Origin of the sequence: Variovorax sp. J22G73 (genome assembly GCF_030317035.1) — a bacterium.
GTDB lineage: Bacteria > Pseudomonadota > Gammaproteobacteria > Burkholderiales > Burkholderiaceae_C > Variovorax.
Window position 1 is genome coordinate 375,946 of the sequence record NZ_JASZYK010000006.1, and the last position, 24,636, is coordinate 400,581.

19 protein-coding genes are annotated in these 24,636 nt (G+C 68.7%); 3 read left to right on the plus strand and 16 right to left on the minus strand.

Annotated features, from left to right (window positions below; genetic code table 11):
* Nucleotides 1-97: 97 nt before the first annotated feature.
* The 12 genes from QTI51_RS23220 to QTI51_RS23275 all read right to left on the minus strand — a co-directional run bounded on the left by QTI51_RS23220 (nucleotide 98) and on the right by QTI51_RS23275 (nucleotide 15,399).
* Nucleotides 98-3,904, minus strand: a complete 3,807-nt coding sequence (locus QTI51_RS23220) for a molybdopterin cofactor-binding domain-containing protein (RefSeq protein WP_286516151.1) — start codon at nucleotides 3,902-3,904, stop codon at nucleotides 98-100.
* 202 nt (nucleotides 3,905-4,106) lie between these two features.
* Nucleotides 4,107-4,610 carry a (2Fe-2S)-binding protein gene (locus QTI51_RS23225; RefSeq protein WP_116911594.1) on the minus strand — a complete coding sequence of 168 codons (504 nt, stop codon included), beginning with the start codon at nucleotides 4,608-4,610 and terminating at the stop codon, nucleotides 4,107-4,109.
* Nucleotides 4,588-5,757: an ABC transporter substrate-binding protein gene (locus QTI51_RS23230; RefSeq protein WP_286516149.1), complete on the minus strand. Its 1,170-nt coding sequence runs from the start codon at nucleotides 5,755-5,757 to the stop codon at nucleotides 4,588-4,590. The genes QTI51_RS23225 and QTI51_RS23230 overlap by 23 nt, the downstream gene beginning before the upstream one ends.
* Nucleotides 5,758-5,801: 44 nt before the next feature.
* Nucleotides 5,802-6,527 carry a bifunctional nicotinamidase/pyrazinamidase gene (gene pncA / locus QTI51_RS23235; protein ID WP_116911596.1) on the minus strand — a complete coding sequence of 242 codons (726 nt, stop codon included), beginning with the start codon at nucleotides 6,525-6,527 and terminating at the stop codon, nucleotides 5,802-5,804.
* A gap of 29 nt (nucleotides 6,528-6,556) precedes the next feature.
* Nucleotides 6,557-7,288 (minus strand): ABC transporter ATP-binding protein, encoded by a 732-nt coding sequence (locus QTI51_RS23240; protein ID WP_116911597.1) that lies wholly within the window; start codon nucleotides 7,286-7,288, stop codon nucleotides 6,557-6,559.
* A complete protein-coding gene (locus QTI51_RS23245; protein WP_116911598.1) occupies nucleotides 7,285-8,121 on the minus strand; it encodes an ABC transporter ATP-binding protein in 837 nt (278 codons plus the stop codon). Before QTI51_RS23245 ends, QTI51_RS23240 begins: the two co-directional genes overlap by 4 nt.
* Nucleotides 8,118-10,052: an ABC transporter permease gene (locus QTI51_RS23250; RefSeq protein WP_116911599.1), complete on the minus strand. Its 1,935-nt coding sequence runs from the start codon at nucleotides 10,050-10,052 to the stop codon at nucleotides 8,118-8,120. Before QTI51_RS23250 ends, QTI51_RS23245 begins: the two co-directional genes overlap by 4 nt.
* Nucleotides 10,053-10,272: 220 nt before the next feature.
* Complete coding sequence (locus tag QTI51_RS23255; protein WP_116911600.1) at nucleotides 10,273-11,478, minus strand: ABC transporter substrate-binding protein; 1,206 nt, start codon at nucleotides 11,476-11,478, stop codon at nucleotides 10,273-10,275.
* Nucleotides 11,479-11,555: 77 nt separating this feature from the next.
* Nucleotides 11,556-12,140, minus strand: coding sequence for an amino acid synthesis family protein (locus QTI51_RS23260; protein ID WP_116911601.1), 585 nt, complete (start codon nucleotides 12,138-12,140; stop codon nucleotides 11,556-11,558).
* Between the two features lie 44 nt (nucleotides 12,141-12,184).
* The gene (locus tag QTI51_RS23265; RefSeq protein ID WP_116911602.1) at nucleotides 12,185-12,826 is read right to left on the minus strand and encodes an amino acid synthesis family protein; all 642 of its coding nucleotides are present in this window, start codon (nucleotides 12,824-12,826) and stop codon (nucleotides 12,185-12,187) included.
* Between the two features lie 21 nt (nucleotides 12,827-12,847).
* Entirely contained in the window at nucleotides 12,848-13,765 is a 918-nt protein-coding gene (locus QTI51_RS23270) for a UPF0280 family protein (protein WP_116911603.1), read from the minus strand.
* A 2-nt stretch (nucleotides 13,766-13,767) separates the two neighbouring features.
* Nucleotides 13,768-15,399 carry a 6-hydroxynicotinate reductase gene (locus QTI51_RS23275; protein WP_286516148.1) on the minus strand — a complete coding sequence of 544 codons (1,632 nt, stop codon included), beginning with the start codon at nucleotides 15,397-15,399 and terminating at the stop codon, nucleotides 13,768-13,770.
* A 325-nt stretch (nucleotides 15,400-15,724) separates the two neighbouring features.
* Here QTI51_RS23275 and QTI51_RS23280 point away from each other — a divergent pair, with 325 nt between their 5' ends.
* From QTI51_RS23280 to QTI51_RS23290, 3 genes are read left to right on the plus strand one after another with little or no spacing between them, the layout of a single operon-like run.
* On the plus strand, nucleotides 15,725-16,498 hold the full coding sequence (locus QTI51_RS23280; protein WP_116911604.1) for a ferredoxin--NADP reductase: 774 nt from the start codon (nucleotides 15,725-15,727) through the stop codon (nucleotides 16,496-16,498).
* A 34-nt stretch (nucleotides 16,499-16,532) separates the two neighbouring features.
* Complete coding sequence (locus QTI51_RS23285; RefSeq protein ID WP_286516147.1) at nucleotides 16,533-17,315, plus strand: TetR/AcrR family transcriptional regulator; 783 nt, start codon at nucleotides 16,533-16,535, stop codon at nucleotides 17,313-17,315.
* On the plus strand, nucleotides 17,261-18,460 hold the full coding sequence (locus QTI51_RS23290; RefSeq protein ID WP_116911606.1) for an amidohydrolase family protein: 1,200 nt from the start codon (nucleotides 17,261-17,263) through the stop codon (nucleotides 18,458-18,460). Before QTI51_RS23285 ends, QTI51_RS23290 begins: the two co-directional genes overlap by 55 nt.
* Before the next feature lie 78 nt (nucleotides 18,461-18,538).
* Here QTI51_RS23290 and QTI51_RS23295 read toward each other — a convergent pair whose 3' ends face one another.
* The 4 genes from QTI51_RS23295 to metH are packed head-to-tail and all read right to left on the minus strand — an operon-like array spanning nucleotide 18,539 to nucleotide 24,603.
* Entirely contained in the window at nucleotides 18,539-18,931 is a 393-nt protein-coding gene (locus QTI51_RS23295) for a GtrA family protein (RefSeq protein ID WP_116911607.1), read from the minus strand.
* On the minus strand, nucleotides 18,928-19,980 hold the full coding sequence (locus tag QTI51_RS23300; RefSeq protein WP_286516146.1) for a glycosyltransferase family 2 protein: 1,053 nt from the start codon (nucleotides 19,978-19,980) through the stop codon (nucleotides 18,928-18,930). The genes QTI51_RS23295 and QTI51_RS23300 overlap by 4 nt, the downstream gene beginning before the upstream one ends.
* Complete coding sequence (locus tag QTI51_RS23305; RefSeq protein WP_116911608.1) at nucleotides 19,977-21,836, minus strand: ArnT family glycosyltransferase; 1,860 nt, start codon at nucleotides 21,834-21,836, stop codon at nucleotides 19,977-19,979. Before QTI51_RS23305 ends, QTI51_RS23300 begins: the two co-directional genes overlap by 4 nt.
* Before the next feature lie 52 nt (nucleotides 21,837-21,888).
* Entirely contained in the window at nucleotides 21,889-24,603 is a 2,715-nt protein-coding gene (gene metH / locus QTI51_RS23310) for a methionine synthase (RefSeq protein ID WP_116911609.1), read from the minus strand.
* Between the last annotated feature and the right edge of the window lie 33 nt (nucleotides 24,604-24,636).

Here is a 24,636-nt window from a genome sequence, read left to right on the forward strand (position 1 = left end):
TCTCCGTGGATGGGTGCGCTACGTGGCATCGTAGCGGCGCATCCGGCGGACTGCCCAGGCCAGGGCCTCGGTCGCTCTGTGAAGCCGCTCCTGGCTTTCAGTGGCCCGGCGCGGCCCGCACGCGCGCGACCTCGGACTGCAGGTTCTTCCACGCCGGCTCCTGCGGCGCGAAACGCGCGCGCATGTAGCCGGCCAGCTCGGCGATCTGCCGGTCGTCGAGCGCTTCGCGAAACGCGGGCATGAAACCGATGTCGCGCGCCGCGGGTTCGCGCACGCCGTCGAGGATGGTGCGCAGCAGGTTGTCGGGCTTCGTGCTCGTGAGGTTGCTGTTGAGCGCCAGCGGCGTGTTCACGCCCAGCAGCGTGGGGCCGTCGCCGTCGTGGTGGCACGACGCGCAGGCGCTGTCGAACATGCGCTGCGCGGGGCCTAGCAGCCGGCCCTGCGTGCGCGCGGCGTTGTCCACTACCTGCCGCGCCTTTTGCGCCAGTTGCGCGACAGCCTTCGGGTCTTCGGCCGGTGCGGGGTTGAACGAGCCGAGGTAGGTGGCCATGGCGCGCACGTCTTCATCGGGCACCTGGGCCAGCTCGCGCACCACCTCGGCCATGGGGCCGCCGGCGATGCCGTGGCGTTGCGTGTGGCCGTTGCGCAGGTAGCGGTACAGCTCGTCGGCGTCCCACGGCACGGCCGACTTCGACAGCTGCGTGAGCGCGGGCGCCTCCCAGCCGTCGACCATGGCGCCCGACAGGAAGGCGCTGCCGCCCTGCTCCGCGCCCAGCGCGTTGCGCGGCGTGTGGCAGGCGCCGCAATGGCCCAGGCCGTTGACCAGGTAGGCGCCGCGGTTCCACTCCGCGCTTTGCGTGGCCACGGGCTGCATCGGCGTGGGGTCGTGGAAGAGCGCGTTCCAGCCGGCCATCAGCGGGCGGATGCTGAACGGGAACTTGAGCTGCGAAGCCGGCGTTTCCGCGCGCACCGCGGGCATCGACATGAAGTACGCGTAGAGCGCCTGCAGGTCGTCGTCGCTGGTCTTGGCGAAGGCGGTGTAGGGAAAGGCCGGGTACAGGTAGTGCCCGTCGCGCGAGACGCCTTCGCGCATCGCGCGCTGGAAGGCGCTGAACGACCAGCGGCCCAGCCCGGTGTCGGCATCGGGCGTGAGGTTGGTGGTGTAGAGCGTGCCGAAGGGCGTGTCCATCGCGCGGCCACCGGCGTTGGCCGTGCCGCCGGGCGCGGTGTGGCACACGGCGCAGTCGCCCGCCGCGGCGAGCACGCGCCCGCGCTCGATGGTGGCCTGGCTGTAGACCGGCGCGGTGAGCGACACCGGTGCGATCGCCGAGCGCCAGCCGAGCAGGCCGGCGATGACGCCGATGCCGCCGACGACCAGCGCCGCGCCCGTGGCCCACAGCCCCTTGCGCGTGGGCCACGGCGCATTGCTTCTTCCTCGAGGGGAAGGCTGGGATGGGGGCACGACGGCGTCGCCCTCCAGGCGTCGCTCGTCCCCACCCCCGCCCCCGCCCGTTCCCGCAGGCGGAGGAAGAAACTCCCGGTTCAACTCGGCCAGCACCGTCTCCGGCGTGAACGGCGGCGACCTGAACCGCACGCCCGTCGCATCGAAGATCGCATTCGCGATGGCCGCCGTTCCCGGCACCGACGACGATTCGCCCGCCCCCAGCGAAGGCTCGCCGGGCCGCGGCATGTGCATGACCTCGATCACCGGCACTTCGCGGAAGTTGATGATCGGGTAGCTGCCCCACTCTCGGCTCGCGACCACGCCCGAGGGCAATACGCCTGGCAGGCCCGGCAGCTGAGCGCCGCCTTCCGCCTGCTGCTGTTGCTGCTTCTGTTGCGGCGCGAACTCCACCCGCTCCTTCAGCGCCCGGCTCGTGGTCTGGATCACGTTGCCGTGGACCTGGTGCTCGACCCCGGCGGGGTTGATCATCAGCCCCGCGTCATGCCCCACCACCACGCGGCGCACATGCACCTCGCCGGTCTTGCGGTTGACCTCCACGTCGGCCACCCACGCGGCCCACGCCGCGCCGAAGCCCGGCCATTTGCTGTGGATGTAGCGCGCGTACGCGAAGCCCTGGCCGAAGAGGATGTCGCCGCCCTCGCCGAGCCCGCCGTCCGCGTTTTCCTGCGGGCCCGTGCGCATGCGCCAGCCGGCTTTCTGCGCGGTGGCCTGCACCAGCTCGATGGCGCGCGGGTCCTGCAGGTAGCGCAGGCGGAACTGCACCGGGTCCACGCCCGCGGCGGTGGCCAGCTCGTCGATGTACGACTCGTGCGCGAACGAGCTCGGCAGCGCCGACACGCCGCGCAGCCACGAGGCGCGCACGATCGGCGCCATGTCGTTCACCTTCACGCGCAGGTTGTCGTAGCCGTAGGGCGGGCGCGCGGTGCGGTCGCCCATCTCGTAGGCCTGCGCCACCGGCTCGATGGTGCGCGTGAGCAGCAGCGCCAGCGTGGGCGCGCCGTTGGACGGGTACGAGGTCTCGAAGTCGTAGGCGGCCACGCGGCCGTCGGCAGTGAGGCCGCCGTCGATTTCCATGAGCTGCGCCGCGCCCTTGGGCTCCCACGCGTGCTCCTGCTCGCGCGTGAGCTGCACGCGCACCGGCGCGCCGACCGCGCGCGCGAGCAGCGCGGCATCGGCGGCCACGTCGTCGGCGCCGTTGCGGCCGTAGCAGCCCGCGGCTTCCATGCGGACCACATCGACCTGCACGTCTTCCACGCCCATGAGCCTGGCCAGGTCGACGCGCAGCACGTGCGGGTTCTGCGAGCCGGCCCAGCAACGCAGGACGATGCCCTCCGAGGGCGCCGCGTTGCCGCTCCCGTCGTCAGGCAGCCACTCGGCCAGCGCGCACGAGGGCCCGATGGACGCGTGCATCTGGTACGGCCACACATAGGTGCGCCGCATCGGTTGCGCGGCACCTGCGATGGCGCCGGCTACATCGCCTTCGTCGACCAGCAGGCGCTGCGTCGACGGGTTGTCGCGCAGGGCTTGTGCCACGTCGCTCAGGTCGGGCATGCCGGGCCAGGGCTTCCACGTGACGCGCAGCTCGCGCAGCGCCTGCTCGGCGTGCTCCTCGCGCTCGGCGACGATGCCGACGAAATCGCGCACGACCACCACGGCGCGGATGCCGGGAATGTGCGCGATGGACGACTCGTCGACCGACTCCAGCGTGTTGCCGATGAACTCGCCGTGGTCCGCGCCCGCGTACGGCGGGCGCACCACGCGGCCGTGCAGCATGCCGGGCACGCGCATGTCGTGCACGAAGACGAGCTCGCCCGCGAGCTTGGCCGGGATGTCGACGCGCGCCTGGCGCGTGCCGACCACGCGGTAGTCGCTCGGATCCTTGGGCTGCGCCTTCGCGTCGAGGCGCAGCACGGTGCGTTGGCCGGCCACCAGCTCGGCATAGCCGAGGTGGCGCTCCGGCGTCTCGGTGACGCGCACGATGCCGTTGCGCACCTGCAGGGCATCGACGGCCACGCCGAGCCGCTCGGCCGCGCGCGCGAGCAGCCAGCCGCGCGCCTGCGCGGCGGCCAGGCGCAGCGGCTGCGAATGGATCTGGATGGACGCGCTGGCGATGGTCGCGCCCTGGTTGGGCACCCGCGCGGTGTCGCCGAGCATCACGCGCACGCAGGGCATGCCGAGGTCGAGCTCCTCGGCCACGATCTGCCCGAGCGCGGTCTGGATGCCGGTGCCCAGGTCGACGTGGCCGTTGAGCGCGGAGGCGCTGCCGTCGTCCCACACGGCGAGCAGGATCTCGTCGCCTTCGATCGGGTTGCCGGCGATGAGCGCGGGCTGGCCCTTGGCGGGCGGCGGTGCGGGCGGGGCTTCGCGCACGACGAGCAGCACGCCGTCGGACGCGAGGAACTCGGCGCGGGTCTGCGGGAGATCGGCGCGGCGGGTCATGAGGTCTTCTCCCTCTTGCGCAGGCAGAGGGGGTGCATTGCTCCCTCTCCCCTTGGGGAGAGGGCTGGGGTGAGGGACGGCGGCGGTGGCAGGGGCTGTGCATGTGCGAAGGCACCTGCCCTCACCCCAGCCCTCTCCCGCAAGCGGGAGAGGGGGCAAGACAGGGGCACACGCCGCCTGGAGCGGTGGCAAGACGGGCCACTCATGACCTCACCCCTCCCCGCATGCGCACAGCCGCGCGCTGCACCGCGTCGAGAATCTCGATGTGCGTGCCGCAGCGGCACAAGTTGCCCGACAGCTCCGCGCGAATCCGCGCCTCGCTCGCCTCGGGGTCGCGCGCCAGCAGGGCGGCCGCCTGCATCACCATGCCGTTCAGGCAATAGCCGCACTGCGCGGCCTGCGCTTCCTCGAACGCGGCCTGCACCGGATGCCAATCGCCCCGCGCGCCCAGCCCTTCGAGCGTGGTGATCGCGCGGCCCGCCACGCCGTGCGCGGGAATCACGCATGCACGCGCCGCCACGCCATCGACATGCACCGTGCACGCGCCGCACTGCCCCAGCCCGCAGCCGTACTTGGGACCGTTCAACCCCAGGTCGTTGCGCAGCAGGTGCAGCAGCGTCGCCTGGCGCGGCACGCCGCAGATGGCATGCGCCTGCCCGTTGACCTGCAGGTGCAGCAGCGGTTCAGCGCCGCAGCTGGCCGTCACGGGTGTACATCTCCAGGTCCACGAAGGTCGAGCCGTTGTGGTTCTTCGCGCTGTACTCGACGGGAAAGTCGCCGAAGCGCGTGCTGCCGATGCTCTCGAGCCCGGCGATGAAACTGTCGTGCGTCAGGGCCCTGCCCGCGCGGCGCAGGCCCTCGACCATCACGCGCGCGACGATGTAGCCCTCCAGCGCGGTGTAGCTGTCGATCTTCTCGCCGAACTCCGCGCGGTCGCGCTGGTAGTCGGCCACGATGGGCACGCGCAGCCCCTGCGGCGGCGGCACGATGCTGGCGGTAACGAGGCCCGCGAGTTTGCCGTCGAGCCGCTTGGCGGAACCGGCCGCGTCGGTGATGCCCACCGACAGCGTGTACAGCGGCGCGCCGCCCGCGCTCGCGCGGTAGTCGTGCATGAACACCTCGACCATGCGCCCCGCCATGATCATCACCACCGCGCCGGGCTTGGCCTCGGCAAGGCCGGCAACGACCGCCTTCGCGTCTTCCGCGGCAATGGCCAGCGGGAAGGTCTTCAGCACCTTCACCTTGTAGTCGGCGGCCAGCTCCTCGCAGGTGGCGAGGTTCGACTTGCCGAAGGCGCTGTCCTGGTAGACCACGGCGATCGACTGGATGCCGATGGTCGACAGGTGGCTGATGATCTTGCGCAGCTCCAGGTCGTAACCCGCGCGCACGTGGAACAGGTTGCGGTTGGTCTTGGCGCGGAACGAGCTGGTGCCCACCAGCGGCGCGAACATCGGCACGCCGGCCTTCTCGGCCAGCGGCATCGCCGCCGCGAGGTTGCCGGTGGCCACGTAGCCGGTGAGCGCGAACACCTTGTCCTCGTCGATCAACCTGGCGGTGTTGACGGCCGTCTTCGCGGGGTCGTAGGCGTCGTCGTAGGTGATGAGCTCGATCTTGCGGCCGTTCACGCCGCCCGCCTTGTTGACGCGGTCGAAGTACAGCTTGATGCCCGCGCGATAGTCCACGCCGAAGTCCTTGGCCGGCCCGCTGAACACGGCCGACTGGCCGATGCGGATGGTGGTGTCGCTCACGCCGCTGGCACCGTTGTCGGCGTGTGCCGTACGCAGCAGCGCCGGGCCGAAGGCCAGGGCTGCGCCGCCCGCCACCATGGCGCGCCTTGAAATCGAGAACTTCATGCGTCGGGGGTCTCTTGTTTTTGTCGCGGAGCGGGGCGCGGGGCTCACGCCGTCTGGATGTCGGCCGCCTGGATGCGCTTGACGCCCTTGGCCGCCATCTGCTTCCACGCGGCGGCCAGCGAGCCGTTCAGGTCGATGCCGCGCGTGGCGTCCTCGATCACGTAGGCCTCGAAGCCGGCCTTGCGCGCGTCCATCGCGGTCCAGGCCACGCAGAAGTCGGTGGCCAGGCCGGTGACGAACACGGTCTTGATGCCGCGCGCCTTCAGGTAGCCGGCCAGGCCCGTGGCGGTCTTGTGGTCGGCCTCCTCGAAGGCCGAGTAGCTGTCCATGTCCTTGTGGAAGCCCTTGCGGATGACGATCTGCGCGGTGGGCACCTTCAGGTCCTTGCCGAGCGCGGCGTCGTCGGTGCCCTGCACGCAGTGGTCGGGCCACAGCACCTGCGTGCCGTAGCTGAGCTTGGTGGTCTCGAAGGGCTTCTTGCCGCTGTAGGTGCTGGCGAACGACGCATGGCCCGCCGTATGCCAGTCCTGCGTGACCACGATGTTCTCGAACGCCGGGGCCAGCGCGTTGATCACCGGAATGACTTCGTTGCCGCCCTTCACCGCCAGCGTGCCGCCGTCGAGGAAGCAGTTCTGCACATCGACCACGATCAACGCCGCCTTGGCACCGGGCTTGATCTTGCCGGCCGCGAAGGCGTTGAAACCGAAACTGCCGAGGCCGCTGGCCAGCCCGAGGGCGGCGGCGGATTTCACGAGGGTTCTGCGATGCATGGCGTGGACTCCGGAGGGTTGAAGAAAACTCAGACGCTGAGGTAGGCGCGGCGCACTTCGTCGTTGGCCGCCAGCTCGGCCATGGTGGCCTGGTAGCGGATCTGCCCCTTCTCGAGCACATAGGCGCGGTCGGACACCAGCTCGGCGAAGTGCATGTTCTGCTCCGACAGCAGGATGCTCACGCCTTGCGCCTTGAGCTCGAGGATCATGTTGGCCATCTGCTCGACGATCACCGGCGCCACGCCTTCGGAAGGTTCGTCGAGCAGCACCAGGTAGGGGTTGCCCATCAGCGTGCGCGCCACGGTGAGCATCTGCTGCTCGCCGCCGCTCATGCGCCCGCCCGGGCGGTTGGGCATTTCACCGAGGTTGGGAAACAGCTTGAACAGGCGCTCGGGCGTCCACAGCGGCGCGTCGGTGCCGTCGCTCCAGCGGCGCGCGGGCTGCTTGCCCACCTCGAGGTTCTCGGTGACGGTGAGGTCGGTGAACACGCGCCGGTCTTCGGGCACGAAGCCCAGGCCCAGGCGCGCGGCCACGTGCGGTTCGCTCCTGGAAATGTCATGGCCCAGGAAGCGCACCGCGCCGCGGCGCTTGACCAGCATGCCGATGAGCGTCTTCAGCGTGGTCGACTTGCCCGCGCCGTTGCGCCCCATGAGCGCGACCACTTCGCCGCGCCGCACTTCGAGGTCGACGTCGTACAGGATTTGCGCGGCGCCATACCAGGCGCACACGGCCTTCGCTTCGAGCAACAGTTCACCGCTCATGCCGTTTCTCCCAACGCGGCCGACACGGCCGCAGCCTTCTCGGCGATCTTTTCGAATGTCTTGCCGCTGCCGAAGTACACCTCCTGCACCTTCGGGTGGTCGCGGATTTCCAGCGGCTTGCCTTGCGCGATGAGGCGGCCCCGGGCCAGCACGATCATGCGGTCGGCATAGGCGAACACCACGTCCATGCTGTGCTCGGTGAACAGCACGGCCAGGCCGCGCTGGATCACCAGGTCCTTGGTGAGCGCCATGAGCGAGTTGCGCTCCTTGGGCGCCATGCCGGCGGTCGGCTCGTCCATCAGCAGCAGCTTGGGCGCGTTGGCCATGGCAATGGCCAGCTCCACGCGCTTGACGTCGCCGTAGGCCAGCTCGCTGCAGGGGCGGTCGGCCTGGGCCTTCATGCCGACCTGGTCGAGCAGCACCAGCGCCTCGTCGCGCTTGTGGTCGGCCGCGCGGCGCCACATGGAGAACAGCTTGCCGTCGTGCGACAGCATGGCCATCTGCACGTTCTCGACCACGGTGAGCGAGGCGAAGGTTTCGGCAATCTGGAAGGTACGGCCCACGCCCTTGCGCCAGATGGCGCGCGGCTTCTGGCCCACCAGCTCGTGGCCGTCGAACAGGATCGAGCCCTGGTCGGCCTTGAGCTGGCCGTTGACCATGTTGAAGGTGGTCGACTTGCCGGCGCCGTTGGGGCCGATGAGCGCGAGCAGTTCGCCGGCGTGCAGCTCGAAGCTGATGCCGTCGACGGCCTTCACGCCGCCGAAGGACTTGCCGAGGTTCTCGACCTTGAGCAAGGGTGCCTTGCCGGCGGTTGTGTTGTGGGGGGTACTCATGCCTTGGCCTCCTTCACTTCGGCGCCAGCCGGTGCCGCGTCGGCCTTGCCGCGGCGCATCAGCTTGTCGGTCAGCTGTTTCGCGAAGCCTGCGATGCCCTGCGGGAACAGCAGCACCAGGATGAGGATGATGGCGCCCAGCGTCGCGCGCCAGTAGTCGGTGTTGCGCGCCACGGTGTCGTGCAGCCAGCTGAAGGTGACGGCGCCCACCACGGGCCCGGCCAGCGTCTGGATGCCGCCCAGCAGCACCATCACCAGGCCGTCGACCGACTTGTCGACGCTCAGGCTCTCGGGCGAGATGCTGCCCTTGGAGAACGCATAGAGCGAACCGGCCAGGCCGGCCGCGGTGCCCGCGATGACGAAAGCGGTCCACTGCATGCGCTTCACGTCGATGCCGATGGCGTCGGCGCGCAGCACCGAGTCGCGGCCCGCACGCAGCGCATAGCCGAAGGGCGAGAACAGCACGCGGCGCAGCATGAGGATGCCCGCGGCCACCAGCACCAGCGTGAGCCAGTAGTAGGCGCGCTTGTCCGACAGCCACTCCGAGGGCCACACGCCCGTAAGGCCGTTGCTGCCGCCGGTGAACGAATCCCACTGGTAGACGATGGCCCAGGTGATCTGCGCGAAGGCCAGCGTGAGCATGGCCAGGTACACGCCCGACAGCCGCACCGCGAACCAGCCGTAGATAAACGCACCGATGGCCGCCACCAGCGGGGCCACGACCAGCGCCACTTCCATGGGAAGGCCGCTGGCGCGCACCAGCAGCGCCGCGCCGTAGGCCCCGAGGCCGAAGTACGCCGCGTGGCCGAACGAATGCATGCCGGCCGGGCCCATGATGAAGTGCAGGCTGGCCGCGAACAGCGCGGCGATCAGCAGGTCGATCATCAGCACCGTGGTGTAGGGCGAATCGGCGGTGAGCAGCGGCATGGCCATCAGCACCAGGCCCAGCGCGGCGACCAGCCACAGGTAGCCCTTGCTCGCGCGGCGCAGTGGCTCCTCGGCCATGCCCACGTAGCGGCTGGGTGCCTGCGGTCGGCCGAACAGGCCCCACGGACGCCACACCAGCACCACGGCCATGACGATGAAGTCGACCACCAGCGTGAGCTTGGAGAACGACACGCTGTAGCCGAAGATGTCGACCACGCCGAGCCAGATGCACACGGCCTTGATCTCGGAGATGAGCAAGGCCGCCGCATAGGCGCCCGGAATGGAGCCCATGCCGCCCACCACCACGACCACGAAGGCCGCGCCGATGGTGTTGAGGTCCATGGCCAGCGTGGCCGGCTCGCGCGGCAGTTGCAGCGCGCCGCCCAGGCCCGCGAGCATGGCGCCGAGCGCGAACACCGCGGTGAAGAGCCAGGCCTGGTTCACGCCCAGCGCGCTGACCATCTCGCGGTCTTGCGTGGCGGCGCGCACCAGCGTGCCCCAGCGGGTGCGCGTGAGCAGCAGCCACATCAGGCCCAGCACCACCGGGCCGACGACGATCAGGAACAGGTCGTAGGTCGGAAACTGCCGGCCCAGGATCTCGACCGAGCCCGACAGGCCCGGCGCGCGCGGGCCGAGCAGCTCGTCAGGGCCCCAGAAGTAAAGCACCGCGTCCTTGATGACAAGCACGAGCGCGAAGGTGGCCAGCAGCTGGAACAGCTCGGGCGACTTGTAGATGCGGCGCAGAAGCACCATCTCGATGAGCGCGCCCAGCACGCCGACCGCGACCGCCGCGATCACCAGCGCCGACCAGAAGCCGACGCCGGAGCCCAGCTTCTCGGCCAGCGTGTAGGCCACGTAGATGCCGACCATGAAGAAGGAGCCATGCGCAAAGTTGACAATGCGCGTGACGCCGAAGATCAGCGACAGGCCGGCCCCCACGAGGAACAGCGACGAAGCCGACGACAGCCCGGTCAGGAACTGAAGCAGCAATGACGAAAGACTCATCCGAAGGCCTTTTGGTGGCGGTTTTCATTCATGGGGGAAGCGTCCGTATTCGGTGCAGCTCGGTGGGTAGCGCCATCGCCCCCAACCCCAACCCTCCCCCGGAAGGGAAGGGAGCCATACCAGGAACACCGAGGAACCGGCTTTGCCGGGCCTCCGGTGTTGCCCCCGGCAGGGGGTTGGAGTAGCGACACGAAGTGCGCGCAGCCTGGGGGCGAGCCGATCAGTCCGCGGCGCGCGACTTCTTCACGTCGGCGGCCGACGGCTGGAACTTGGCGCCGTCGAAGTAGGTGTAGTCGACCATCACGCCCTTGCCGTTCTCGTTCTTCGTCTTGCCGACGAAGGCGCCCATGGTGGACTGGTGGTCTTCGGGGCGGTAGCTGATCTTGCCGAACGGCGTGTCCACCTGCAGGCCCTTGAAGGCCTCGACCAGCTTCGGCGTCTCGGTGCTCTTGGCCTTGGCGATGCCGGCCGCGACCGACTTGATCATGCTGTAGCCGACCACCGAGCCCAGGCGCGGGTAGTCCTTGTACTTCTCGTGGTACGCGAGGAAGAAGGCCTTGTGCTCGGGCGTCTGGATGCCGTACCAGGGGTAGCCGGTCACGATCCAGCCGTTGGGCGTTTCGTCCTTCAGCGGATCGAGGTACTCGGGCTCGCCGGTGAGCACGCTGACGACCGAGCGGTCCTTGAACAGGCCGCGCGTGTTGCCTTCGCGCACGAACTTCGACAGGTCGGCGCCGAACAGCACGTTGAAGATGGCGTCGGGCTTGGCATCGGCCAGGGCTTGCGCCACGGCGCCCGCGTCGACCTTGCCCAGCGGCGGCGCCTGCTCGGCGACGAACTCCACGTCGGGCTGCGCGGCCTTCAGCAGCGTCTTGAACGCGGCCACGGCCGACTGGCCGTACTCGTAGTTGGGGTACACGACGGCCCAGCGCTTCTTCTTCAGCTTGGCGGCCTCGGGGACCAGCATGGCGGCCTGCATGTAGGTGCCGGGGCGCAGGCGGTAGGTGTACTCGTTGCCGCCCTGCCAGGTCATCTTGTCGGTGAGCGGTTCGCCGGCGAGGAAGAAGATTTTCTTCTGCTTGGCGAAGTCGGCCACGGCCAGGCCGGTGTTCGACAGGAAGGTGCCGGTCAGCACGTCGATCTTCTCGCGCGCCACCAGTTCTTCGGCCACGCGCACGGCGTCGCCGGGGTTGGCGTTGTCGTCGCGCGTGATGAGCTCGACCTTGCGGCCGTTCACGCCGCCCTTGGCGTTGATTTCCTCGACGGCCAGTTCCATGCCCTTCTTGTAGGGCTCGAGGAAGGCGGGCTGCGACTTGTAGCTGTTGACCTCGCCGATCTTGATCACGCCCTGCGCATGCGCGGGAACGAGAGCGGTGGTCAGCGCGGCAAGGGCCGCGACGCTGAAGACGTGACGCAATGGGTTCATGGGGAAACTCCTTGGGATCGAAAGAGAAAGGGAAACGGCGTGAATGGTGGCTGGAATGACGGTGAACAAACGGCGGCTCAGCGCAGGCCGTCCTCGCCCTTGATCTCGCTGGCCTGCAGCCCGCCGATGCGCGGCAGCGGACGGCCGCTGTCGGTGACGGCCACCGCCACCACGATCTCGTTGGCGCGCGGCGCGTCGGACACGCGGGCCTCGATAGCGTCGAAATGGCTGCGCACGAAGGCGGCGTCTTTATGGCCCAGCGGCACGTCGATGGCGGTGCCCAGCGTGCCCTGCTTCTTGGCCGAGGGCACGAGCGCCGCGCCCTTTTCCACAGCCACGCGCAGCGGCGCGCCGAGCTTGGGATGCAGGATGGCGGCGGCGTGCTCGAGCTCGCCGCGTTCGCCGACGATGGCGGCCTTGCCGTAGCTCTGGGCCTGGCCGGGCTCGATGCCCAGCGCCTTCACGGCCTTCTGCCCGAGCAGCGCACCGAGCTCTTCGCCGATGGCGATGAGCTCGTCGAGGTTCTCGCTGTAGCGGCCCGCGTACGGGTTCTCGATCACGGCGATGGCGACGGCGCGGCGCGTGGGCGGCGACACGTCCTGGCCCATTTCCTTGCGGGTTTCATCGACCTGGACGATGAGCTTGCGGATGTTGGCGGTCATGTTCTGTGTGTTCCTTGTCTTGTCTCTGTGCAATGCAATGCGGGTCAACGCAGGCCGTCCCACTTGCTGATGTCCTTGGCCAGCAGGCCGCCCACGCGTGCGTGGATGCGGTAGCCGGTGCTCATCGCGAGGATGAAGACGATCTCGTCGGCGGCGGGTGCGCCGGGCACGCGCACCTCGATGGCATCGAACTGGCCACGCACGTAGCTGGCGTTGATGTTGGTGAGCGGCACGTCGAGCGCGGTGCCCGGCGCGCCGACCTTCTTGGTCGACGGCACGATCGACAGCGCATTGCCGGGCTGGCCGGTTTTTTCCTCGCCCTTGCCTGCGGTGTAGGCCGCGCGGTCGCCCTTCCAGCCGAGCAGCTCGCGCATGGCGTAGCCGCCGGGCACATGCCACAGGGCGCCGTGCTCGAGCTCGCCGTCGGCACCGACCACGGCGCCCTTGCCGTAGGTGGCGATCTGCTCCAGCGGCACGTCCATGGCGGCGTGCAGGCGGTGCGCCATGTCGACGCCCACGGGGTCGAGCAACGCCATCATGGGAAGGATGTCGGGCTCGTAGCGGCCCGCGAAAGGATTGGTCAGCACGACGCCGATGGCACCGCGCACCAGCGGCGTATCGGCGCGCGGGCCGAACTCGTGGTGGATGTGCTCGACATGGGTGAAGACGCGACGTATTTCGATCATGAAAAAGGACCTGGCTTTTCGTTAAGCAAATACTGAACCAACTGCATTGGAAGGCGCTGCCTTGAGCGCCTTCGAGCATAAGGGCTCGACAAGGCGCCACTGCCCCTGGCAAACGAGCAGAGCGGCCCATACGAGCCCGCCTTTTTGCAGGACCTTGGCGCACACCGCGCCCGTATCGAGTGCGTTGCGCACCTGCGCGGGGGCCAGCGTGGGCACGTCGACGGTCACGAGCGTGTCACCGAGGTCGCTGTTGTCCTTGCATTCGCTCGCGGGGCGGCGCGCGATGGCCGGGTCGTCGACATCGACGGCATTGGCGATCACCGTGGCGGCCGCATCGGCCTGCGCCGCGGTGGGGGCCAGCACGGTGACGCTGTCGGCGATGCCCAGCGAAAAACTGCGCCCGCGCCAGCCGCTGGTGGCCACGCCGCGCACGGGCTGGTCGGCGCGCAGCTCGAACTGGCCGTCGGTGGTGAGCACGCCGCCTTCGCGAACGATGTGGTCCCGCAGGTCAAAGCGCGCCAGGTCGGAGAACACGCCCACGCGCGCCGACTGGCCGGGCGCGAGATGCAGCGCGATGTCGCCGCCGTTGTTGATCCACGCGCGCTCGACGCCGGGGCGCTGGTAGAACGCGATGAGCTCCTGCGCCACCGAGCCGGCCACCGCCGCCATCGGCGTGATGAAGGTCGGCGAGAACGCCGCGCATGCATCCCACATGCGGCGCGCCACGACATTGCGCGGGCGCATCCGGTCGGTGACGGGCAGGCGCAGCAGCGGCAGTTCGCGCACGAGTTCGTCGAGCACGTGGACGAAGCGCGCCCACGCCGCGTCGTGCGCGGCCACGACGGCGTACGGATCGCCATGCGCCTCGGCCACGATGTCGATCGGGCCGTGGTTGAAGTGCCAGCGGCTCTTGTCGAGCGCCGTGCGTTGGGCGGTCATGGTCAGCCCAGCATGGGGGCGTGGCCGAGCGGCCACGGATTGGCATCGTCCATCGCGAGCCATTGGCGCGCGAGCGGTGCGCCGTCTTCCTGCCACGCACCGCGCGCGAGCGCCTGCTCGAGCGGGAAGATGTGTTCCATGTGGCCGCCTAGCGCCTCGTAGTCGTCGCGCCGCATGCTGAACTCGATGGGCGCGACGATGGCCGGCGTGGGCACGGTGCCGAAGCTGTTGTCGGGCATGCGCATGACGTCGGCCATCACGGTGATGCCGCCGCCGGGCCACACATAGGCCGGCGCGCCGCCGCAGGTCACGTTGACCAGCGCGCGCTTGATGGCGCGCGTGAGCAGCACCGGGTTCTCGGTGACGCCCGCGCGCAGGCTGCCGCCCGCACCACCGAGGAACAGCACGGTGCACAGCGATGGTTCGCAGTTCTCGCCGATGCGCTCGACGATGCGCTTCACTTCGGCCGGCATCGGGTGCTCCACGGGCTTGAGCGCGTCGTCGAGCACGTACCACTGCGCATGCTCGCCGGTGGTCGATGTCATGAGCAGGCGCAGGCCGGGGCGCGCGACGCCCTCTTCCCAGCCTTCGATGATCGACAGCGGATCGGCGATGTCTGTGCCGCCCCAGCCGTTGCCCGGGTTGGCCACCTGGAAGTAGCGCCCCGGCGTCGATTTACGCCCCAGCATCTGGATGCCCGAGGGCGCCATGTCGAGGCAGCGGCCGGCCTGGTGCTCGGTGAGCACGCCGGTGATGTGGTCGTCCACCACCACCACCTCGTCGGCCACGCCCGCGAACTGCCGCGCGAAGATGCCCACGGCCGCCGAGCCGCAGCCCACGCGCATGCGCTGCTCTTCCACGCCGTTGACGATGGGCGCCTTGCCGGCCTGGATGACGAGCGTGGAGCCGCCGTCGATGGTGCACTCCACGGCCTTCTTGTTGCCCAGGAACTGCATCAGCTCGGCCGTCATGCGGCCTTCTTTCTTGCTGCCGCCGGTGAGGTGGTGCACGCCACCCAGCGACAGCATCTGCGAGCCGTACTCGGCCGTGGTGACGTGGCCCACCACCTCGCCGCGGTAGCGCACGTTGGCCTGCTCGGAGCCGAGGAAGCGGTCGGTGTCGATCTTCACCTTGAAGCTGCAGTAGCTGAAGATGCCTTCGGTGACGACGGTGACCATGTCCACGCCCTGCGCCTTGGAGGCCACGATGAAGGGCGCGGGCTTGTAGTCGGGGTAGGTGGTGGACGAACCCACGCCGGTGACGAAGACCTCGTCGGCGTGCAGCAGGTCGCCGTTCCAGTCGGGGTCGGCGACGGTCACTGCTGCGTCTGCGGCAGCGGTCGGTTCCGCGCCCGAGCGATTGAAGGGCACCAGCGCGGGCGCCTCGCTTTGCACGGTGCGCCGCAGCAGCACCACGGGGTCGACGCGCACCAGCACGCCGCCCTTGTTGGCGTAGCGGTCGCAGGCGCCGGTGCGGCCGTCGGAAATCTGGCACAGCACCGGGCAGGCGTTGCACTCGACCTTGGCCGTGCTCATGCGCTCGTTGCGTGGCGGCGCCTTGCCGAAGGCGCCCGCTTCCGCGAGCACGGGCATGTCCATGCCGGGGAGGCCATCTGTCTTTGTGTGTTCAGTCATCGGGGCGATCTCGTGGAGCGTGTCGGTCATGAGTGAGGGGCAATTCCGGTGCTTGGCTCTTTGCAACAAACGTGCCGTCTGCCCGCTTGTGCGGCGACTTGCGTTTGTGTAGCATTCCCTACACTTTCATGTTGCGTTCACTACATTCGAGATCAATGTAGCAAACGGGCCCGATGCTTGCAATGGTGTTTTCTCGCGGTATCCATCGGGGTTTTTCCGACCAACGACAATGGAGGGTTCGGAGCCGGCCGGCAGGTTTCGCCCCAAGGGCGTGCATGCCGGCTCAGCCAGTCCTCCCTGTTACCAACCAACTCTTGAGTTCCGTATGAGTGCATTCAGCGAAGAACGCGTCCTGAGCGTCCACCACTGGACCGACCGCCTGTTCACCTTCACCACCACGCGCGACCCGGCGCTGCGTTTCTCCAACGGCCATTTCACGATGATCGGCCTGAAGGTCAACAACAAGCCCCTGCTGCGCGCGTACAGCATCGTGAGCCCGAACTACGAGGAGCATCTCGAGTTCCTGAGCATCAAGGTGGAAGACGGCCCGCTCACCTCGAAGCTGCAGCACATCCAGGTGGGCGACACCGTGATCGTGGGCCGCAAGCCCACCGGCACGCTGCTCATCGACTACACGCTGCCGGCCAAGCGCCTGTACCTGTTCGGCACCGGCACCGGCCTTGCACCGTTCATGAGCATCATCCGCGACCCGGACACCTACGAGAAGTTCGAACAGGTCATCCTGGTGCACGGCGTGCGCCAGGTCGACGAGCTGGCCTACCACGACCTCGTGACCGACCACCTGCCCAAGCACGAGATCCTGGGCGAGATGATCGAGAAGCAGCTGCTCTACTACCCGACGGTCACGCGCGAAGAGTTCCGCAACCAGGGCCGCATCACCGACCTGATCGAGAACAACAAGCTCACCGACGACCTGGGCCTGCCCCCGCTGAACGTCGAGGAAGACCGCGTCATGCTCTGCGGCAGCCCCGGCCTCCTGGTCGACCTGAAGCACATCCTGGAAAAGCGCGGCTTCAAGGAAGGCAACACGAGCACGCCGGGCGACTTCGTGGTCGAGCGCGCGTTCGCAGAGAAGTAAGCGCACCGGCAACCCAGACGCAACACCGCGCCCGATGGCCGACAGCCGCTCCGCACCCAAGACCAAGCCCCTGCGTCGCACGGGCGTGCGCGAGGCGGCCGCCCAGGCCACGCGCGACAGCATCCTGAAATCGGCGACCAAGGTGTTCGCCAAGTACGGCTACGACGGCGGCAGCGTGGAGAAGATCTCCAAGGCCGCCAAGTCGTACGACCGCATGATCTATTACTACTTCGGCAGCAAGGAAGGCCTCTTCATTGCCGTGCTCGAAGGCATCTACAAGCGCATGGACGACGCCGAGGCCGCGATCGCCATGGACGCCACGCGGCCGGTGGAGGCGCTCACCGAAGTCATTCGCTTCGTGCTGGGCTACTACCGCAAGAACCCCGAGTTCGTCACGCTGCTGAACACCGAGAACCTGCACAAGGGCCGGCACATTTCGAAGTCGCTGCGCGCACGCGAGTACTCGTCGCGCGCGGTGGCGATCATTGCGGAAATACTGGCCAGCGGCGCCGCGCAGGGCCTGTTCCGCAAGGACCTGGTGGCGCGGGACATCTACCTGCTGATCGCCTCCACGGGTTACTTCTACACCTCGAACCGCCACACGCTCACGGCTTTCCTCGGCGAGCCGATGGAGTCGCCGGAAGCCGTCACGCACTGGGAAGACTTCGTGATCGAGACGCTGCTGCGCACCGTGCGCGCGGACGAGCTGCAGGAAGCGCAAGACAACAACACCACTCCCCCACCCCACGAGGACACATCGAAATGGCAGAAATCGCAGCCGGCGCAAAGTCGGGCAAGGTCGTCATCAAGAACATAGGGCTGCTGCTCTCGGGCGACATCGACAAGCCCATCCTGGACGCAGACACCATCGTGGTGAACGACGGCCTCATCGTGGCGGTCGGCAAGGAAAAGGACTGCGACCTCGAAGGCGCGCAGACCGTCATCGACGCGCGCAAGACCTGCGTGGCGCCCGGCCTCATCGACAGCCACGTGCACCCCGTGTTCGGCGACTGGACGCCGCGCCAGGGCCAGATCGGCTGGATCGAGTCGACCATGCACGGCGGCGTGACCACCATGATTTCGGCCGGCGAGGTGCACCTGCCCGGCCGCCCGAAGGACATCGTCGGCCTGAAGGCGCTGGCCATCACCGCGCAGCGTGCCTTCGACAACTTCCGCCCCAACGGCGTGAAGGTGCTGGCGGGCGCGCCGATCATCGAGCAGGGCATGGTCGAGAGCGATTTCAAGGAGCTGGCCGAGGCCGGCGTGGGCCTGCTGGGTGAAGTGGGCCTGGGCTCGGTGAAGGCCGGCTACCAAGCGAAGGAAATGGTGGCGTGGGCGCGCAAGTACGGCATTCAAAGCACGATCCACACGGGCGGCCCGTCGATTCCGGGCTCGGGCCTGATCGACAAGGACGTGGTGCTCGAAGCCGACGCCGACATCATCGGCCACATCAACGGCGGCCACACCTCGCTGCCCGAGGCGCACGTGTGCGAGCTGTGCGAGAAGAGCACGCGCGCCATCGAGATCGTGCACAACGGCAACGAGAAGGTGGCCATCGCGGCGGCCAAGGCGGCGCTGGAGCTCAAGTGCCCGCACCGCGTTATTTTGGGCACCGACGGCCCCGCGGGTTCGGGCGTGCAGCCGCTGGGCATCCTGCGCATGGTGGCGATGCTGTCGTCCATCGCGAACATTCCGGCGGAGCTGGTGTTCTGCTTCGCCACGGGCAACACCGCGAAGATCCGCAAGCTGAACTGCGGGCTGATCGAGGTGGGCCGCGACGCCGACTTCGTCTTCATGGACCGCGCGCAGCATTCGCCGGCGGCGGGCCTGCTCGAAAGCGTGCAGCTGGGCGACATCCCGGGCGTGGGCATGGTGATGATCGACGGCATCGTGCGCTCGGGCCGCAGCCGCAACACGCCGCCTGCGACGGAGATTCCGGTGGTGGTGTCGGGCGCGCACTGAGCGTTTGCGCGTTGTGTTCCCTCTCCCTCCCTGAGAGGGGACAGGACACCACGGCGATGGGTTCGCCTTGCGTTGCGCCTAGCGAGCCCTGAACACCAGATACCGCGCCGACAGAAAGTTGGCACCCATGCCCGCCAGGCTACCGATCGCCACGCCCAGCGCCGCGGCCCATCGTCCCTCGACCCAGTGCAGCGTGAGCACATACGCCCCGTAGTTCAGCACCGCCCCGCCCAGCATGGTGACGAGGTAGCCGAGGTACTCGCGCCATACCGATCCGCCCTCGCCGATGCGCGATGCGAAGGTGTAGCGCCGGTTGAACGCCCATGTCGTCGTTGCCGCGGCCAGGAACGACAGCACGCGCGCCACGTACCAGCCCAGCCATGGCGCCAGCACGTAGAGCACCACCACGTCGACCACGAGCCCCACCACGCCGACCACGGCGAACGAAAGAAACTCGCGCCCGATCTTCATCGCGAAGCGGGGGGCAGGCTGTCGCTGTCGCTGTCGCTGTCGCTGTCGCTGTCGCTGTCGCTGTCGCGGCGAGAGGCGCTTTCGCGCACGCCCGGAATCGCCAGGTAGCGCAGCCGCTTGGTCTCCTGCCGCCCGAGCGTGACGGTGTGCATCACGATGCCGCACACGAAGGACAGCATCGCACCCAGCATCGAGCCCGTGGCGAGCACCGCCGTGGGGAGCCGGGGCACCAGGCCGGTGTGCATGTAGGTCATGAACAGCGGCACCACCAGCCCGACCGACAGCGCCACCAGGATCGCCGCGATGATCGAGAAGAACTGCAGCGGCCGCTCGCTCACGAACAGCTTGCAGATGGTCTTCAGGATGCGCCAGCCGTCGCGGTAGGTCGACAGCTTGCTCACCGAGCCTTCGGGCCGCGTGCTGTAGGCCGTGCTTTCCTCGGCGTAGGGCATGCGCAGCTCCAGCGCGTGCACGGTGAGCTCGGTCTCGGTCTCGAAGCCGCGCGACAGCGCCGGAAACGACTTGGCATAGCGCCGCGAGAACACGCGGTAGCCCGAGAGCATGTCGGTCAGCCCGCCGCCGAACAGCTGCGCCACCGCCCCCGTGAGCATGCGGTTGCCCAGGCGGTGGCCGGCGCGGTAGGTGAGCGCGTCGTGGCCGTCGTCCACGCGGCTGCCCACCACCATGTCGAGGTTGTCGCGCACCAGGCGCTCGATGAGGCGGCGCGCGGCGCCGGTGTCGTAGGTGGCGTCGCCGTCGACCATCACGTACACGTCGGCCTCCACGTCGGCGAACATGCGCCGCACCACGTTGCCCTTGCCGCGCAAGGCCACGTGCGTGACGGTGGCGCCGGCCGCGCGCGCCACGGCGGCCGTGTCGTCGCTGGAGTTGTTGTCGAAGACGTGGATCTCGGCCTCGGGCAGCGCGGCCCTGAAGCCCGCCACCACCTGCGCGATGGCCAGCGCCTCGTTGTAGCAAGGGATGACCGCGGCAATGCGCAGGGCGCTGCGGCTGTCGTCGCGGGCGGAGGAGGCTTCGGTGTCGGTCATGGTGCGGCGGGAAGGATACGGTAGACCCGGCTGCCGTCTTTCTCGTACTGCACGGCGAAGTGCTTGTCGAAATCGGTGCGCGCGCTGAACACCGGCACCACCGAGTTGGGGAGCACGACGGCCGTGAAGCCCAGGCCGCCGAGCTTGCGCGCGAGGTCGCCGCCCGACAGCGCCCCGAAGTCTGTGTAGCGCCACGGGCCCAGGGTGTCGCCCCAGATCGGGTTGGGGCCGTAGTAGATGGCCTCGTTCAGCGCGATCTGGTAGACGCGGCCAGTGGCGTTGTGGCGCAGGTAGTCCATGACGGCATAGCCGGGCACGTGCCGGCGCAGCACGGCCTCGCGCGCCTCGGGCGTGACGGAAATCATCGCGACCTTCACCGCGGTCTGGCGCACCGCCACCGCGGCCAGCACGGCCAGCAGCAGCACGGGAATCCAGTCGGCCATGCGGGCGCCGCCGCGCGCGGTGTCGCGGCTCATGGCGCCGGTGGCCACGCTGCCGACGCCAGCGCCCTCGTCATGCCTGGGCTTGCCCGCGCCGAACAGCCGGCGCACGCCCGCCGCCGCCCAGCCGAACAGCACCTGCCAGCCGATGGCCGCGATGGCCGCCAGCAGCGGGAACGAGGCCGTCAGGTAGCGCGGGTAGCGCGAGGTCACGACCCAGACCACCACCGAGTACAGGCAGAACCAGCCGGCCGCGCGCACCGCGGCCGAGCGCTTCCACCAGATGCTGAACGGCGCGAAGAACACCGACCAGATCAGCGCGTTGGGCATCTCTGCGTGCACGCGCACGTCGGCCACCTGCTGCACATAGTCGGCCGGCGTCCATTCGGTGAAGCCGAAGACGCGCGCGCCGATGGGGTTGAACGGGTCGCCCGTCATGACGGCGTTGCGCGCGTACCAGTACACGCACGGCAGCAGGAAGCAGCCGAGCACCAGCGCCCACGCCTTCACGCGGCGCTCGTGACGAACCACGAACAGCGCCACCAGCGGCAGGAAGATCAGCGCCTGGTACTTGCAGCCCGCCGCCACCCCGAGGCAGAACGCTGCCACGCCGAGCCAGCGCATGCCGCCATGCACGCCGCGCTGGGCGGTCGCGGGCATTGCCGGCGCCGACTCGCGCCACCACCACAGCGCCACGCAGGCCGACAGCACGAACAGCGCCACGCCCATGTCGATGAGCGCGTTCGAATAGTCGCCCAGCCCCAGCCAGATGGCCGCGCCGATGCAGGCAGTGAGCCGGCTCGCGTGCAGCACGCCCAGGCGATACACCATGAACACCGACAGCGCGCCGGCCAGCGCGTTGAGAAAGTGCGGCAGCACGTCGTCGCCCAGTTGCAGCGCGGCGGCGTAGAGCAGGTTGTAGTTGTAGGGGAACCAGGGGTAGCGCAGCCAGTCGTGGATGCCCAGCGTGCCCTGCTGCGCCACCTGGCGCGCGTACGGCAGGTGGTACATGAGCTCGTCGAAGGCGATGGGCGGGGCCAGCGGCGCGACCAGCGCGGGCAGCGCGACCAGCGCCAGCGCCATGGCGGCGATGCGCTCCGCGCGGGTCCACGGTGCGCGGCTCTCGCCGGCGCGCAGGGCGCGGCGCTCGCGCAGCCACAGGGGCAGCTGCACCGCCGCGGCGACGAAGCCCGCCACCACCACGGCCACCGTGGCACCGGTCTTGAAGGCACCGAAGATGGCCAGCGCCTGGAACGCGCAGATGAAGAACCCGACGCCCAGCGCCACGGCCATGGCCGCCTCGAGGCCCGCGTCGCGCCGCGGCGGCGGCGCCAGCCGGCCGAGCAGCGCGCGGCCGTACCCCCAGCAGCTGAACACGAAAACCGCCAATGCCGCGTAGTGCGCGGCTGCAAACATCAGCTTCTGAATAACAACTCCCGGTGCCGGGCGGCCACGCCGGCCGGCAGGTTCAAAGGTTCGGCGCCAGCAGGCGCTCGAGCTCGGCTTCGCTTTGCTTGCGCCGGGCGGCCTGGTCCTGCAGCTGGTCGTGCCCGATCTTGCCGACGTTGAAGTACGTCGCATCGGGGTGACCCAGGTAGAAACCACTCACGCTGGCGGCCGGCATCATAGCGAGGCTTTCCGTCAGGGTCATGCCAATGTCCGCGCACGCCAGAAGGTCGAACATCGGGCCCTTCACGCTGTGGTCGGGGCAGGCGGGGTAGCCGGGCGCGGGGCGGATGCCGCGGTATTTCTCCGCGATCATGTCGTCGTTGCTCAGGCCCTCGTCGGCCGCGTAGCCCCACAGGTCGGTGCGCACGCGGTGGTGCAGCGCCTCGGCGAAGGCCTCGGCCAGCCGGTCGGCCAGGGCCTTGAGCATGATGGCCGAGTAGTCGTCCAGGTCGTCGATGAAGTACTTCTCCTTCTTCTCCACGCCCAGGCCCGCGGTGACGGCGAACATGCCCACATAGTCCTTCACGCCGCTCGCCTTGGGCGCGACGAAGTCCGACAGGCAGCGGCTCGGGCGCATCACGCCCTCGATGGCCTGCTTCTCGGTCTGCTGGCGCATGCCGTACCAGGTGAGCGCCACTTCGCTGCGGCTTTCGTCGGTGTACAGCTCGATGTCGTCGTCGTTCACCGTGTTGGCCGGCCAGAAGCCGACCACGCCGCTGGCGCTGAGCCAGCGGCCCTCGATCAGTCGCTTGAGCATGCGCTGGCCGTCGGCGTACACGCGCACGGCCTCGGTGCCGACGACCTCGTCCTTCAGGATGGCGGGGAACGGCCCGGCCAGGTCCCAGGTCTGGAAGAACGGGCCCCAGTCGATGTACTTGGCGAGCTCGGTCAGGTCGAAGTTCCTGAACACCCGGCGGCCGATGAACTTGGGCACCGGCGGCAGGTAGTTCGCGAAGTCGATGGGCGTCTTGTTGGCGCGCGCCTTGGCCAGCGGCCACAGCGGCACCTGCTTCTTGTTGGCGTGCTGCGTGCGCACCTTGTCGTAGTCGGCGTTGATCTCGTCGATGTACGCCGAGGCCTGGTCGGACAGCAGGCTCTGCGCCACGCTCACGCTGCGCGAGGCGTCGGGCACGTAGACCACCGGGCCTTCGTAGTGCGGCGCGATCTTCACGGCCGTGTGCACGCGGCTGGTGGTGGCGCCGCCGATCATCAGCGGAATCTTCTTGATGCGGAAATGGTCGTCGCGCTGCATCTCGCCGGCCACGAACTGCATCTCTTCGAGGCTGGGCGTGATCAGGCCCGACAGGCCCACGATGTCCGCGCCCTCGACCTTGGCGCGCGCCAGGATCTCGTGGCACGGCACCATCACGCCCATGTTCACCACCTCGAAGTTGTTGCACTGGAGCACGACGGTGACGATGTTCTTGCCGATGTCGTGCACGTCGCCCTTCACCGTGGCGATGATGATCTTGCCCTTGGTGCGCACGTCGCGCCCCGCGGCCTCGTCGCGCAGCTTTTCTTCCTCGATGTAGGGCAGCAGGTGGGCCACGGCCGACTTCATGACGCGCGCCGACTTCACCACCTGCGGCAGGAACATCTTGCCGGCGCCGAACAGGTCGCCCACGATGTTCATGCCGTCCATGAGCGGGCCTTCGATCACGTGCAGCGGCCGGCCGCCCTTGGCCAGGATCTGCTGGTAGGCCTCCTCGGTGTCTTCCACGATGAAGTCGGTGATGCCGTGCACCATGGCGTGCGAGAGCCGCTGGTTGACGTGCACCGGCTGCTCGGGCGTGCCGCGCCATTCGAGGCGCTTGCTCTCGTCCTTGGCGCCGCTCTTGGCGGTCTCGGCGATCTCGACGAGGCGCTCGCCAGCATCGGGGCGACGGTTGAGCACCACGTCTTCCACGCGCTCGCGCAGCGTGGGCTCGAGGTCGTCGTACACGCCGACCATGCCGGCGTTGACGATGCCCATGTCCATGCCCGCCTTGATGGCGTGGTACAGGAACACGGTGTGGATCGCTTCACGCATCGGGTCGTTGCCGCGAAAGCTGAAGCTCACGTTGCTCACCCCGCCCGACACCTTGGCGCCCGGCAGGTTCTCCTTGATCCAGCGCACGGCCTCGATGAAGTCGACCGCGTAGTTGTCGTGCTCCTCGATGCCGGTGGCAATGGCGAAGATGTTCGGGTCGAAGATGATGTCCTCGGGCGGAAAGCCCACCTCGTCCACCAGGATGCGGTAGGCGCGCTCGCAGATCTCGATCTTGCGCGCGTAGGTGTCGGCCTGGCCCTTCTCGTCGAAGGCCATGACCACGGCGGCGGCGCCGTAGCGCTTCACGAGCTTGGCCTCGTGCTTGAACTTGTTGACCCCTTCCTTCATGGAGATGGAGTTGACGATGCCCTTGCCCTGGATGCAGCGCAGCCCGGCCTCGATGACGTCCCACTTCGAGCTGTCGACCATCACCGGCACGCGCGCGATGTCGGGCTCGCTGGCAATCAGGTTCAGGAAGCGGACCATGGCGACCTTGCTGTCGAGCATGGCCTCGTCCATGTTGATGTCGATGACCTGCGCGCCGTTTTCCACCTGCTGGCGCGCGACGGCCAGGGCCTCTTCGAACTGGCCGTTCAGGATCATCCGCGCGAAGGCCTTGGAGCCGGTGACGTTGGTGCGCTCGCCGATGTTGACGAACAGCGTGTCCGCGCCGATGGCGACCGGCTCGAGGCCGGACAGTTTCATGGGCGGGGGAGCGACGCCAGGCGCGGGAGAGCC